10 protein-coding genes and 2 pseudogenes are annotated in these 12,830 nt (G+C 64.3%); 4 read left to right on the forward strand and 8 right to left on the reverse strand.

The window, feature by feature from the left end; translation table 11 throughout:
• Position 1 precedes the first annotated feature (1 nt).
• Positions 2 to 778: a TatD family hydrolase gene (locus C3F42_RS12435; protein ID WP_104444503.1), complete on the forward strand. Its 777-nt coding sequence runs from the start codon at positions 2 to 4 to the stop codon at positions 776 to 778.
• Between the two features lie 157 nt (positions 779 to 935).
• Positions 936 to 1,574 carry a DUF6036 family nucleotidyltransferase gene (locus C3F42_RS12440; RefSeq protein ID WP_232888038.1) on the forward strand — a complete coding sequence of 213 codons (639 nt, stop codon included), beginning with the start codon at positions 936 to 938 and terminating at the stop codon, positions 1,572 to 1,574.
• A gap of 631 nt (positions 1,575 to 2,205) precedes the next feature.
• On the opposite strand, the gene C3F42_RS30245 is transcribed toward C3F42_RS12440, so the two are convergent.
• The 5 genes and pseudogenes from C3F42_RS30245 to C3F42_RS12465 all read right to left on the reverse strand — a co-directional run bounded on the left by C3F42_RS30245 (position 2,206) and on the right by C3F42_RS12465 (position 8,072).
• Entirely contained in the window at positions 2,206 to 3,135 is a 930-nt protein-coding gene (locus tag C3F42_RS30245; RefSeq protein ID WP_371920592.1) for a methyl-accepting chemotaxis protein, read from the reverse strand.
• Positions 3,112 to 4,185: pseudogene (locus C3F42_RS30250) on the reverse strand (methyl-accepting chemotaxis protein); the annotation flags it as partial. The pseudogene C3F42_RS30250 and the gene C3F42_RS30245, both read right to left, overlap by 24 nt.
• 254 nt (positions 4,186 to 4,439) lie before the next feature.
• A complete protein-coding gene (gene ampE, locus C3F42_RS12455) occupies positions 4,440 to 5,270 on the reverse strand; it encodes a regulatory signaling modulator protein AmpE (RefSeq protein ID WP_094010264.1) in 831 nt (276 codons plus the stop codon).
• The gene (gene ampD / locus C3F42_RS12460; protein ID WP_038707380.1) at positions 5,267 to 5,833 is read right to left on the reverse strand and encodes a 1,6-anhydro-N-acetylmuramyl-L-alanine amidase AmpD; all 567 of its coding nucleotides are present in this window, start codon (positions 5,831 to 5,833) and stop codon (positions 5,267 to 5,269) included. Before ampD ends, ampE begins: the two co-directional genes overlap by 4 nt.
• An 88-nt stretch (positions 5,834 to 5,921) precedes the next feature.
• On the reverse strand, positions 5,922 to 8,072 hold the full coding sequence (locus C3F42_RS12465) for a DUF1631 domain-containing protein (RefSeq protein WP_038707379.1): 2,151 nt from the start codon (positions 8,070 to 8,072) through the stop codon (positions 5,922 to 5,924).
• A 245-nt stretch (positions 8,073 to 8,317) separates the two neighbouring features.
• Here C3F42_RS12465 and nadC point away from each other — a divergent pair, with 245 nt between their 5' ends.
• The gene (gene nadC / locus C3F42_RS12470) at positions 8,318 to 9,166 is read left to right on the forward strand and encodes a carboxylating nicotinate-nucleotide diphosphorylase (RefSeq protein ID WP_094010265.1); all 849 of its coding nucleotides are present in this window, start codon (positions 8,318 to 8,320) and stop codon (positions 9,164 to 9,166) included.
• Between the two features lie 107 nt (positions 9,167 to 9,273).
• Here the strand turns inward: nadC and trxB are convergent, their stop codons facing one another.
• Entirely contained in the window at positions 9,274 to 10,236 is a 963-nt protein-coding gene (trxB, locus tag C3F42_RS12475) for a thioredoxin-disulfide reductase (protein WP_038707377.1), read from the reverse strand.
• Positions 10,237 to 10,563: 327 nt separating this feature from the next.
• On the opposite strand from trxB, the gene cysZ reads away from it, so the two are divergent.
• Positions 10,564 to 11,292, forward strand: a complete 729-nt coding sequence (gene cysZ, locus C3F42_RS12480; RefSeq protein ID WP_104444505.1) for a sulfate transporter CysZ — start codon at positions 10,564 to 10,566, stop codon at positions 11,290 to 11,292.
• 77 nt (positions 11,293 to 11,369) lie between these two features.
• Here the strand turns inward: cysZ and C3F42_RS30255 are convergent, their stop codons facing one another.
• Complete coding sequence (locus tag C3F42_RS30255; protein ID WP_371041508.1) at positions 11,370 to 11,801, reverse strand: methyl-accepting chemotaxis protein; 432 nt, start codon at positions 11,799 to 11,801, stop codon at positions 11,370 to 11,372.
• A 162-nt stretch (positions 11,802 to 11,963) separates the two neighbouring features.
• Positions 11,964 to 12,809, reverse strand: a pseudogene (locus tag C3F42_RS30260) (PAS domain-containing protein); the annotation flags it as partial.
• Positions 12,810 to 12,830: the final 21 nt, after the last annotated feature.

The raw sequence follows: 12,830 nt of genomic DNA on the forward strand, positions 1-12,830 counted from the left end.
CATGCGCCTGATCGACACCCACACCCACCTCGACTTCGCCGATTTCGACGCCGACCGCCCGCGCCTTCTGGCCAACGCGGCGGCGCGCGGGGTGGAGCGCATGGTGGTGCTGGGGGTGTACCAGGACAACTTCCAGCGAGTCTGGGACCTGGCCTGCGCCAACGAAGGCGTGTACGCGGCGCTGGGGCTGCACCCGATCTACCTCGAGCAGCACCTTCCTGAGCACCTGGCGCAGTTGCGCGACTGGCTCGAACGCCTGCGCGGCAACCCGCGGCTGTGCGCGGTGGGTGAGTTCGGCCTGGACTTCTACCTGCCCGAACTGGACCAGACGCGCCAGCAGGCGTTGTTCGAGGCCCAACTGCAACTGGCCTGCGACTTCGAGCTGCCGTCACTGCTGCATGTGCGCCGCAGCCACGCCCAGGTGATCGCCACGCTCAAGCGCTACAAGCCGGTGCGGGCGGGGATCATCCATGCCTTTGCCGGCAGCTACGAAGAGGCGCGGGAGTACATCAAGCTCGGCTTCAAGCTGGGATTGGGCGGCGCCGGCACCTGGCCCCAGGCATTGCGCCTGCGCAAGACCCTGCCGCGGTTGCCCCTGGACAGCGTGGTGCTGGAGACCGACGCGCCGGACATGGCGCCGGCGATGTTCCCGGGGCAGCGCAACAGCCCGGAATATTTACCAGAAATTGCACAGGCACTGGCTGAAGTAATAGGTGTCGATGTCGAGCAACTGGCGAAGACCAGCACCCACAATGCCTGCGCACTGTTCGGCTGGTAAATCACCGCTGTTCCAGCCTGCACTTTGGCAACACCCAGAAGCTACTTTTCTGTTTCCGACACCTCGACCGTCCAACTAGATTGATGCCCCGAACGCGCTTGGGTGAATCTTGCTCAAGTACGCCTACGAGCTGGTCACAAGGATATCGAGGTTGGCAATGGACCGTCTGAATGCAACTCCTCCACACCTGAACACCCAGAGCGATCTGGGACAAGCCCTGATTTCCATGTTCAAGTCAGTGGAAGCGGAAATGGTGCAAGAGCAAGCAGGGCCAGGCGCATTGAAAATCATCATATTCGGAGGGTGTGCTGTCCACCTCTATACTCATCATCGCGTTTCCGTGGATGTCGATGCCGAATGTTACGAGAACAGCCTCGCCGAGCCGTTCGACTTGCAAGCTCTACTCGCCGAAGTCCCTCAAGCCTTCTTCGATGCCCAATCCGGACGCATGCTGGAGTTGCACTACGACCTGCATTACACCACAACTTTCGGGCCGATCCACGAAGACTATCTGGAGCGCAGCCTGCCATTGGCAGAGTTCCCGGAAACCTCCCCCTTGCATATTCGTATCGCAGCGCCTGTCGACATCGCCATATCGAAGCTGGCCAGGGCAAGCGAACAAGACTTGAGTGACATTCACGCATTGCTCCGTTCGGGTCTCATCCTGACCACTGACTTACGGAGGCTGGCACTGGAGGCAATCGATGTGTATGTTGGGTCCAAGGAACCACCGACCACCGTACTGACCAATCTCTTGCAAGACTTCCTGGAGCCCGAAGATGGCGAAGCGTCTTGACGGCAACCTCTTCACATCCGCGCTGGACAAGCTGGCCAGATCTCCCTTGAATGAAGCGGATGACTCAACCCTTGTCCACGTAGCGCAGGCTGTCTGGTATTCGGATGTCGACCTGGTCAGCGCTGCGCGAGCGTTTCTGAGGTGTCATCCCGATGAACTTCAGGTCCGTCGAGTGGGTTACTTGTTGGAGAAATTGACGCGCTTCTCCTGTGCTTCGGTCCACCGTGTCATGGATACCCGCCACGCACTTGAGCTGTTTCCCCACGCCATGCCAATTGCCCAGTCACCGACCGCTGTACGCAAGCGCCGTGATGAACTGGCAGCATCCTGGGGGCTTGATGAAGGGCTCGGTTTGAAAGCGCAAGCCCTGCTGCCTTACCAGACCCGCCATTACGAAGCCAGGCAAACCAACTCCTGAAACCGCTGCTCCAACCATTCGAATCGCCTCGTCCATTCAGCCCCGCAACACTAGGGTCTGTACGAAATGTGTCTGCGCGAAGGCCAGACAAGGCGAAACGGGGGGAGGAACGGCCGGGGTCGCGCCCGACTGTACTGGAGTACATGAGCATTCCGAGCCCCGTTTCAACGCAGTATGTGCGAGTGCAGATACATTCCGTACAGAGCCTAGTCACTAGACCCGAAACGCCCCGATCAGCCGCTTGAGCTCCACCACCTGCGCCGACAATGCGCGGCTAGCATCTTCGGTCTGACAAGCGCCTTCGGTAGTGTCCTGCGCCGCACGGTTGATCGCCACGATGTTCTGGTCGATGTCGTGGGCCACGGCGGTCTGCTGTTCGACGGCGGCGGCGATCTGCTGGTTCTGCTCGACGATCCCACCGACCGCGCCAAGGATATTGCCCAGCGCCTGCTGCACCTGGCGCGCTTCGTCCACGGTGCCGGCGGCCATCTGGTGGCTGCTGCCCATCACCCGCACCGCCGCGCCCACGCCTTCGCGCAGGCGCTGGATCATCTGCGCAATCTCTTCGGTGGAGTCCTGGGTGCGCCTGGCCAGGGTGCGTACCTCATCGGCAACCACGGCAAACCCCCTGCCCTGCTCGCCGGCTCGGGCCGCTTCGATGGCGGCGTTGAGGGCCAGCAGGTTGGTCTGCTCGGCGATGCTACGGATCACTTCCAGCACTCGGCCGATGGCCTGGCTGTCCCCCGCCAGTTGGTTCACCGCCGCCACGCTCTGGTCAATCTCGCCAGCCAGGCGGGCGATGCTGCCCTGCTGGCTCGCCACCAGGTCGCGGCCCGAGGCACTCTCATGGTTGACCCGCTGCGCGCCTTCGGCGGCCAGGGCCGCGCTGCGGGCGACCTCCAGCGCGGTGGCGCTCATCTGGTTCATGGCCGTGGCCACCTGCTCGATCTGCTCGCGCTGGCCACTGACCGCCTGGTTGCTGCGGCTCGACACCGACAGCACCTGGCCGGCCTGTTCCTCGACCGTGGTCACGGTCTTGCCGACCTGCTCGATCAGCCCGCGAATGCGCCGCACGGTCTCGTTGAAACCACGCCCCAACTCGCCCAGCTCGTCTCGGCTGCTGGCCTGGAAGCTGATAGTCATGTCGCCTGCGGCCACCTTGTCCATGGCGGTGCCCAGGTTGCCGAGGGTTTCCCGGGTGGATACGTAGAAGCCGCTGTAGAGGTAGATGATCAATGCGAAGACGCTGGCCAAGGCCGCCACCAGCGCGACCGTGCGCAGGCGGTGCTGGCCGAGGCGCTCTTCCAGTTGCCCGTGCAGATGGGCCAGCACGGCATCGTTCAAGCGGTAGGTTTGCGCCATCAGGTCGCTGGTCTGCTGGTAGAAACCGGCCCACGGCGCGTCCAGGCTCTCGGCCACTACCACCTGGTCCTCGAACAGGGTCGCCGCCTGCTTGACGGTGGCCTGGCTGGCCTGGGCGCTGCTGGCGAGCGCAAGCTTGAGCCCGGCATCGGTTGCCAGGGCGTCATCCAGGCGAATGGCGTAATCGGCGGACAAGCGCTCCAGGCGCTGCAGCAGGTCTTCGAAACGCGCGCTGCCCGAGGAGTCCATGAAGCCGCGGCCCAGGGCCACCGCGCCCATTGCCCGCCCCTCACCGATGGCCTGGGTCACCTGGGCCGTGGCATTGCCGAGCAACTCGCTCAACTGACGCACCGAGGCCTGGCTGTCCTGGCTGAGGCCCGACTGGCTGGCCACCAGCTTGCCCAGCACCTGGGCCTGGGCCAGCAACTTGTCGAACAGCGCCGCCTTGTTCTGCAGCGAACTTTCGTCACGGGCACTGGCGAAGGCGTCGGCCAGCTCTGCACGCTTGGCCTCGAACGCAGGGTCGCTACCCTTGAGGCCATCGAGCCGGGCCTGAACCTTGTCCTGCAGCGCCGCGATACGGCTTTCCACATCGCCGGCCTGGCCCGACTGGCCCAGCACGGCGTTGATCTGCAGCAGGTTGCCGAGGGTCTCCAGGTCGCCGCGCAACGTCAGGCTCTCGGACAACGGCGCCAGCCCCTGCAATTCACCACGGGTGGCCTGGAGCTGGTTGTAGGCGTCGCGTACCAGATAAAAACTGGTGACCAGCATGGGCAGGAAGAACAGGACGCTGATCAGGCTGAACTTCATGCCGAAGCTCAGCCGGTTCATCAGTGCGATGGCCGGATAGAGCAGACGCTTCACAGGTCACCTCCTTGAATTCTTGTTGTTCTGCGGGGTAGCACTAGGCCATCTAGGGCCAGTGGCTTTGTATAGCGCAGATTGGAATTAAGGTTTGTAACTTATGGTTAAGCGCGGTTCGGTAGGAGCGGCTTTAGCCGCGATGCAGACACCGCGGAGCCTGGCACCCGCTTCGCGGGTGATCGCGGCTGAAGCCGCTCCCACAGGGAGGTGCTAGAAGTCTTTCAGACCAGCACGGTCCACAGGGCAAAGCAGGCATACCACAGCACCGCGCAGCGCAGCAGCAGATCCCACAGGCTGTCCAGCCGCTCCAGGCCGCGCTGGCGGTCCTCCTCCTCAGGGATGTCGTCGGCCACCCGACCAACCTTGGCCACCAGGTGTCCGGCGCTGATGTGCCAGTCGAGCAGTTCGTGCAGCATCACGCGGGTCACCGCGACGAAGTTGCCGACCAGGGCGAAACTCACCGTCATCACTCGTACCGGCAGCCAGTCCATGGCGTGGCGCAGTTGCCCGGCCAGGCTCTGCAAGGCCGGCTGGCGGCTGTTGTCCATGGTCAGCGCCAGCAGGCGGTAGGCCAGCGCCGCCGCCGGGCCGAGCAGGAAGTACCAGAAGATCACCGCGAAGAAGCTCTGGTAGGCCTGCCACAGCAGGTGGCCCTGAACCCGCTTGATCAAGCTCTGGGCGTCGTCGGCGGCCAGCCCCAGGTCGCGCTCGGCCACATGCAGCGCCGCCTGTTCGTCACCCCGGCGCCAGGCGTCGCGAAACGGCCCCAGCGCCGCCTTCACATCGCCGCGCCCCAGGCTGTAGACCAACACCAGCAAATGCACCGGCAGCGCCAGCAAGCCGTAGGCCACCGGCTCCAGCACATGCAAAAGCAGCACGAGCAGCGCCACCGGCGCCAGGATCAGGATGCTCAGCGTCCACCACGGGTGGACCTTGCCGCTGCGCTCCAGGCGCACCAGCTCGCCGAGGTAGAAACCGTCGCGCTGCAACCGCTGGCGCAGGGCCGAGAACTTCTCGACCCACAGCGCCAGCACCAACACCAGAAAACTCATGCCTTGTCCTCGTTGCGTTGCAGCGCGGCGCGGTAGCGCGGCCAGTCGAAGGCCGGGCCCGGGTCGGTCTTGCGCTGCGGAGCGATATCGTTGTGGCCACAGATGCGCTGGGCGTCGATCACCGGCCAAGCCGCGCGGATCTCGCGGGTCAGCCGCTCCAGGGTGGCATACTGGGCATCGGTGTAGGGCAGCTCGTCGGTGCCTTCCAGCTCGATGCCGATGGAAAAATCGTTGCAGCCCTCGCGCTCGCCGAAGCGCGACACGCCGGCATGCCAGGCACGGTCGAGCAACGAGACGAACTGGGTCACCGCGCCATCGCGCTCGACGAACAGGTGCGCCGAGACGGTCAGGTGGTTGATGGTCGCGAAATACGGGTGCTCGTCCGGGTCCAGGCGGTTCTGGAAGAACTGTTGCACCTTGCCGGTGCCGAAGCAGGCCGGAGGCAGGCTGATGTTGTGGATGACCAGCAGCGCAATGGCCTCACCTTCGGGGCGGGCGTTGAAGTTCGGCGAGGGGCAGTGGCTGACGCCGGTGAACCAGCCGGTCGCGCGGTCCAATTGCATGGTGCAGATCCTGAAATGACGCCCGAGACAGATGGTCAGTATGCCGTGGGCGGCCAGTGCTTGCATGTAAATGATTGTGTAGGAAGCTTCAGCTTTGCTGCGCCTGCAGCCCACCCAACTGCTCCAGCACCGCCTCCAGTGCCCGCTCGAACAGCAGGCCATTGTCCAACAGGCGTACCTCGCCACGACGCAGGGCCATGGCCAGGCCCATGCGGTTCCATTCGCGCACCTTCATGCCGGTGCGGTTGCTGAAGACCAGCCGGTCGTTGCTGTCGACACGCGCCACCAGCTTGCAGCGCAGCGCCTCGTCGTCGTCCATCACCTCGACCCAGGTGCCGACCTGCAACCGCTGTACCTGATGAACGGCAGGGTCATGCTCGTCGAGCGGCAGGCCAGCGTCCAACTCGGACTCATCACTGACGACCAGCACGATATCGTCCTCCACCCACACTTCGTCCAGCGCGGCATCCGCCTCCGGCGTGCCGCCACAGGCACGCTGATGCAGCTTCTCTAGTTGCAGGAAGAAATCACGGGTGGCGGCGGAGTCCAGCGCCACCCCCGCCAGACCATCGCGCAGCGCCTTGAGCAGGCCCGGCACCTGCTCCAAGAGGCGTTGTGGCTCACGGTACGGGGCAATGCTGACCAGCAGGTCGTCCACTGTCGCCAGGGCCTCGGCCCAGGCTGGCGAAGCCTCACCCTGCTTCAGCCAGGCCAGCAGCAGCACCTGGCTCCAGGATTGCACCAGCATCTGCACCACCACCTGCGGCAGCACCCGGCCATGCAGGCGGTCGTTCAGCTCCTGCTGCACACGCTGGCGGGCCAGCAGCGTACGGGCGCGGCCCTCCTCGGCGTCACGGGTGCGCTGCTCGAGCAGTTCGTTGCGCCGACGTTCATCCTGGCTGAACGCGAGAAACTCATCGAGCAGCTCGTCGAACAGGGCGCAATCGTCGGAAAAGTCATTGAGCAGGCGCTGCACGATACGTTCGACGCGCAGGTGCAAGCTGTCGCGCAGCCCCTCGGCCTCGGTCTCCCAGCCAATGGCCGCGGCGGCGATTTCGTTGAGCAGGCGGCGCGCCGGGTGGCTGCCACGGCTGAACATGCCCTTGTCGATCAGCGCCACCTTGAGCACAGGGATATGCAGGCGCACGATCAACGCGCGCAGGCTGGCCGGCAGGTTGTGGTCACCCTGGATGAAGGCGAACAGCAGGTCGACCAGATTGATCGTGTCTTCGTCGTCGGTGGCAATGCGCCGCCGCGTGCCGCTGCGCACGCTGACCCGCAACAGCAGTTGCTCCAGCTGCTGGCCAAGGTTGAAGTCATCCGGCTCGCCAGGGGCCGGCACATAGTGCTGCAAGTGGGTGAGCAGGCGCAGCAGGTCGCCGGTACTGGTCGGCTGGGCCGCGCCGGCCGCCTGCAAACGCGGCGTGACCCGCCCGCGCACCGGTGCCAGCAGCGCCTGCACCGAGGCGAAGAACGCCTGGCCAGCGGAGTCGGGCAGGCCGCCCGGCATGGCGCTGGCCGGCACGCGCCTGGCAATGCCGCGCCGGTCCTCGGCACGACGCCGTGGCGCGGGCAGCAGGTCCGGCAGCACGCCGGCACTGGCGAGCAACTGGCTGGCCTCGCCGTAGAGCAGGTCGAGGTCGCGCAGCACGTAGCGCTCGAATAATTTGACCAGCACCATCTTGACGCTGGCGCCGACGCCCAGGTTGCGCCCGGCATCCAGGAAGTAACCGCAGAGGTTGCCTGGGCCGAGTGGGTTGTGCGCGGTTTCCAGCGGCACTTCCAGCAACGTGGTGAAGCGCAGGTTCAGTTGATCGAGCAGAAACCCGTCACGCGACAGCACCCGATCGACCATGGCCTGCACGGCCACGGTTCGCTTCAGCGCCGACCTGTCCTGGGTCTGTGACCTGACCAGGGCCTCGAGCCCACCGCCCTGGCCGATACGCGCGAAGGCGTCGTAGAAGGTGTCGAGGAACCCGCGCTCGATACTCTTGCGCTTGAGGCGCAGATCACGCATGGCCTCGAAGTAGAGGTTCTGGTCGAGGCGGCCACTGGCCTTATCGGCCATTTCGAAGAGGGTGTCGTCGGCATTGTCGAACAGCGCCTGCAAGCCTTGGCGCAATTGCAGCGCAGCCTTGTCGCGCACTTGCAGGAGCAAGACCGGAAGGCATGGCGAGGGCGCACGCGCGCCCCGGTCGATGGCAGCCGCCAAGGGCACCACCTTGCCTTCATCATGCATCCCGGACTCCTTGGTGGATGTTGCGTTGTTCGATTGGAAGGGTGGTCGTCAAAGCTATGACGCCAATTACAAGGCGCTATTATCGGTGAAAATTCTGACAGCTGCTAGCACGCCTTTCGCACGCCTCAACGGACAATGCATTTGCACAATTGCTCAAACCGCCTGACCAAAGGTCATCGGCACGGCAGCTGTACACGCCGCCCCCCTGCCCTATAATCGCCGGCACCTAGCTTGTGGAGCCGACCATGCCGAACCTACGCCTCGCCGACCTGACCGCCGAAATCGAAGCCAACGTGCGCCGCGCGCTGCTCGAGGACATCGGCAGCGGCGACATCACCGCCCAGCTGATCCCAGCCGAGCGCCTGGCCAAGGCGACCATCATTACCCGCGAGGACTGCGTGATCGCCGGCACCGCATGGGTCGATGCGGTTTTCCGCCAACTCGATCCGCGGGTAGCGGTGCACTGGCAGGTTGCCGATGGCGAGCGCGCCACCGCCAACCAGGCCCTGTTCCACCTCGAAGGCCCGGCGCGCTCGCTGCTCAGTGGTGAACGCTCGGCATTGAATTTCCTGCAACTGCTCTCGGGCGTGGCAACCCGCGCACGCTTCCTGGCCGACCTGGTCGAGGGCACCCAGGTGCGCCTGCTCGATACCCGAAAGACCCTGCCGGGCCTGCGCCTGGCGCAGAAGTACGCGGTTACCTGCGGCGGCTGCCACAACCACCGCATCGGCCTGTATGACGCCTTCCTGATCAAGGAAAACCACATCGCCGCCAGTGGCGGCGTGGCCGAGGCAGTAGCGGCGGCGCACCGCATCGCCCCGGGCAAGCCGGTGGAGATCGAGGTGGAAAGCCTGGACGAGCTGCGCCAGGCGCTGGTGGCGGGCGCCGATATCGTCATGCTTGACGAACTGAGCCTGGATGAAATGCGCGAAGCGGTACGCATCACCGCGGGCAAGGCCAAGCTTGAGGCCAGCGGCGGGGTCAACGAAACCACCCTGCGAGTGATCGCCGACACCGGTGTGGACTACATCTCGATCGGTGCGATGACCAAGGATGTGAAGGCGGTGGACCTGTCGATGCGGCTCAGTCTGTGAGCTGAATCGCAGGTACAAAAAAACCGGCCAGATGGCCGGTTTTTTTATCGCCGGGCCAGCCCGCTCCCACGTTGTGTGCAGGAGCGGGCTGGCCCGCAAAGGCTGGATCAGTGCGCGGCGTTGGCCAGGCCGTCCAAGTAACGCTCGACGTCCAGGGCCGCCATGCAGCCGGCACCGGCGGAAGTGATGGCCTGGCGGTAGACGTGGTCGGCCACGTCGCCGGCGGCGAACACGCCCTCGACGTTGGTGGCGGTGGCGTTGCCTTCACGGCCGCCGTGGACCACCAGATAGCCGTCCTTGAGGGTCAGCTGGCCTTCGAACAGCGAGGTGTTCGGGGTGTGGCCGATGGCGATGAACACACCGTCGACCTTGATTTCGTCGAAGCTGCCGTCGTTGTTCTTCAGGCGCGCACCGGTCACGCCCATGTTGTCACCCAGCACTTCGTCCAGGGTGGCGTCGAGCTTGAGTTCGATCTTGCCTTCGGCGACACGGGCGTGCAGCTTGTCGATCAGGATCTTCTCGGCGCGGAAGGTGTCGCGACGGTGTACCAGGGTCACCTTGCTGGCGATGTTGGCCAGGTACAGCGCCTCTTCCACGGCGGTGTTGCCGCCGCCGACGACCGCCACCGGCTTGTTGCGGTAGAAGAAACCGTCGCAGGTGGCGCAGGCCGACACGCCCTTGCCCATGAAGGTTTCTTCCGACGGCAGGCCCAGGTAGCGGGCGCTGGCGCCAGTGGCAATGATCAGCGCATCGCAGGTGTAGGTGCCGCTGTCACCGCGCAGGGTGAACGGCTTGTTGGCCAGGTCGACGGCGTTGATGTGGTCGAAGACGATCTCGGTCTCGAAGCGCTCGGCGTGTTCCTGCATGCGCTGCATCAGGGCCGGGCCGGTCAGGCCGTGGGGGTCGCCCGGCCAGTTGTCGACTTCGGTGGTGGTGGTCAGCTGGCCGCCCGCCTGCATGCCGGTGATCAGCAGCGGCTTGAGGTTGGCGCGGGCGGCATACACCGCGGCGCTGTAACCGGCAGGGCCGGAACCGAGAATGATGACGCGCGAATGACGTACTTCGGACATGTCGAACTCCTGTCGAGCGGGCCGCACGGGGCCGGCGTCGGTGCGCCGGTTGCGCCAGCTGGAATTAAAAGGGACCCACGCAGCACTTGGGGAAGGCTACAACGCGTTGGTCCAAAACCAAAAAAGTTGAGCGCACTGTAGCGAGGCCGCAGAGATTAAGGAAATATCCTTCGACAATCCACCTTATAGACAGTCTCTATCCGCCGAGGAAACCGACAGGCATTATGCCAGCGCTTTGTTACACGCCGTTTCCCGAAGGCGCGGTGCCTTTCGTCGGCGCGCCAAACTCGGTAAGGTCAGCGCGTTTTCCTCAAGCGGAGCATTCCGATGCAAGCCCCCGTCCTGTCCGGCCCGCAGTACCTGCGCGAAGGCCTGAAACTGGTCCTGAGCCCCAGCCTGCGCCTGTTCGTGCTGTTGCCCCTGGCGGTCAACCTGCTGCTGTTCGGCGGCCTGATCTACTTTGCCGGCCACCAGTTCAGCCTGTGGGTCGATGCGCTGATGCCCACCCTGCCCGACTGGCTGGGTTTTCTCACCTACATCCTGTGGCCGCTGTTCGTCGCCCTGGTGCTGTTGATGGTGTTCTTCACCTTCACCCTGCTGGCCAACATTATCGCCGCGCCGTTCAACGGCTTCCTGGCGGAAAAGGTCGAAGTGGTGGTGCGCGGCCAGGACAACTTCCCACCCTTTAGCTGGGGCGAGCTGGTGGCCATGGTGCCACGCACCCTCAGCCGCGAGATGCGCAAGCTTGGCTACTTCCTGCCACGGGCCATCGGCCTGTTCATCCTGTCGTTCATCCCGGTGGTGAACGTGATCGCCGCGCCGCTGTGGCTGGTGTTCGGTATCTGGATGATGGCCATCCAGTACATCGACTACCCGGCGGACAACAACAAGATGAGCTGGCAGGACATGCTCGCCTGGCTGCGCGCCAAGCGCTGGCAATCGATGGGCTTTGGCGCGATCACCTACCTGGCGCTGATGATTCCGGGGGTCAACGTGCTGATGATGCCGGCGGCGGTGGCCGGGGCAACGTTGTTCTGGGTGCGTGAACGCGGCTGAATGAACGCCATCGCGGGGCAAGCCCGCTCCCACTAGATCTGTAGGAGCGCGCTTGCCCCGCGATGGCTTGAGTTCGGTCAGTGGTTCAACTGGCTGGAAAACTGCCCCACCGCATCCACCACCTTCTTCGCTCCTTCCTGGATCTCGACGATCACCCCGCCGGTATCGGCGGCCAAGGCCAGGCCCTGCTCGGCCTGGCGCTTGCTGGTGTCGATGATGTCCACCGCGGCCTGGGCCAGCTGTTCGTTCTGCTGCACCACCTTGGCGATTTCCTCGGTGGCGCTGCTGGTGCGCGAGGCCAGTTGGCGCACTTCGTCGGCGACCACGGCGAAACCACGGCCCTGTTCGCCGGCGCGGGCGGCTTCGATGGCGGCGTTGAGCGCCAGCAGGTTGGTCTGCCCGGCGATGTCGCTGATGGTCTTGATGATCGCGCCGATCACCTTCGACTGCTTGTCCAGCGCCTGGATACCCTCGGCGGCGTCCTGCATCGAGCCTTCCAGCCCACGCATCACCTCGACGGTCTGGGTCACCACGTCGGTGGCCTTGCGCGCGCTGTCGTCGGTTTCCAGCGAGGTGGTGTAGGCGATGTCGGCGGCCTGGGCCACGGCCAGTTCCTGGTTGACCTGGTCGGTGATCACGGTGGCGAACTTGACCACTTTGTAGAGCACGTCGTGGGCGTCGATGATCGGGTTGTACGAGGCCTCCAGCCACACCACGCGGCCATGGGCATCGATGCGCTTGAAGCGCTCGGCAACGAATTCGCCGCGGCGCAGCCTGTTCCAGAACTCCTGGTAGCCCGCTGAATTGGCTTCTTCCGGCTCGCAGAACATGCGGTGCGACTTGCCGCGGATCTGTTCGAGGGTGTAGCCCATGGTCTGCAGGAAGCGGTCGTTGGCGGTCAGCACCTGGCCTTCGAGGTTGAACTCGATCACCGCGGTGGAGCGCATCAGGGCCTTGATCAGGCTCTCATGCTCGCGAGACGTCTCGATGGTGCGGGTCAGGTCGCTGGAATGCAGGGAGAAGTATTTGATGCGCCCGTCGCTGTCCTTGACCGGTTGCAGGATCGAGCGCAGCCAGGCCTCTTCGCCGTTGCCACGCAGCAGGCGGAAGGCGCCGTTGAGGTGCTCGCCCCGGGTGATGGCGTGCTTCATGCGCTGATAGAAATCGAGCTTCTTCACATGGGCCGGGACGATCTCCTCGATGTTGCGCCCGATGAGCTGCTCGGCGCGGTAGCCCATTTCGGCCTCGAAGTTGCCATTGACCGACTCGATGCGCCCCTGCGGGTCGAGCTGGAGCACCAGCATCTCGCTGTCGAGGCTGTTCTTGACCTGCTCGATGGACATCAGTTCTTCGCGCAGTTGCTGGATTTCTTTCTTCAGTTTGCTGTTGAACATGGCCGCTCTCCCGGAGCGTATTCCCGTAGTCGAATGCATCTGCATCGGCTGCGTCCCGAGAGTTCTTGAGTGCGTTGCAAGGAAATATTCAAACGGATGGAACTGCCGGAAATCAGGCGTCATCCGCACGTCACAAAGACGTCA

The sequence above is a fragment of the Pseudomonas sp. PONIH3 genome, assembly GCF_002934345.1.
In the GTDB taxonomy this organism is placed as follows: Bacteria; Pseudomonadota; Gammaproteobacteria; order Pseudomonadales; family Pseudomonadaceae; genus Aquipseudomonas; species Aquipseudomonas soli.

Bases quoted from the DNA above. Each gene is read 5' to 3' on its own strand.
- C3F42_RS12435 (WP_104444503.1), top strand. From the start codon at position 2: ATGCGCCTGATCGACACCCACACCCACCTCGACTTCGCCGATTTCGAC.
- C3F42_RS12440 (WP_232888038.1), top strand. From the start codon at position 936: ATGGACCGTCTGAATGCAACTCCTCCACACCTGAACACCCAGAGCGAT.
- C3F42_RS30245 (WP_371920592.1), bottom strand. From the start codon at position 3,135: ATGACTATCAGCTTCCAGGCCAGCAGCCGAGACGAGCTGGGCGAGTTG.
- ampE (WP_094010264.1), bottom strand. From the start codon at position 5,270: ATGAGTTTTCTGGTGTTGGTGCTGGCGCTGTGGGTCGAGAAGTTCTCG.
- ampD (WP_038707380.1), bottom strand. From the start codon at position 5,833: ATGCAATTGGACCGCGCGACCGGCTGGTTCACCGGCGTCAGCCACTGC.
- C3F42_RS12465 (WP_038707379.1), bottom strand. From the start codon at position 8,072: ATGCATGATGAAGGCAAGGTGGTGCCCTTGGCGGCTGCCATCGACCGG.
- nadC (WP_094010265.1), top strand. From the start codon at position 8,318: ATGCCGAACCTACGCCTCGCCGACCTGACCGCCGAAATCGAAGCCAAC.
- trxB (WP_038707377.1), bottom strand. From the start codon at position 10,236: ATGTCCGAAGTACGTCATTCGCGCGTCATCATTCTCGGTTCCGGCCCT.
- cysZ (WP_104444505.1), top strand. From the start codon at position 10,564: ATGCAAGCCCCCGTCCTGTCCGGCCCGCAGTACCTGCGCGAAGGCCTG.
- C3F42_RS30255 (WP_371041508.1), bottom strand. From the start codon at position 11,801: ATGCGTGGGCTGGAAGGCTCGATGCAGGACGCCGCCGAGGGTATCCAG.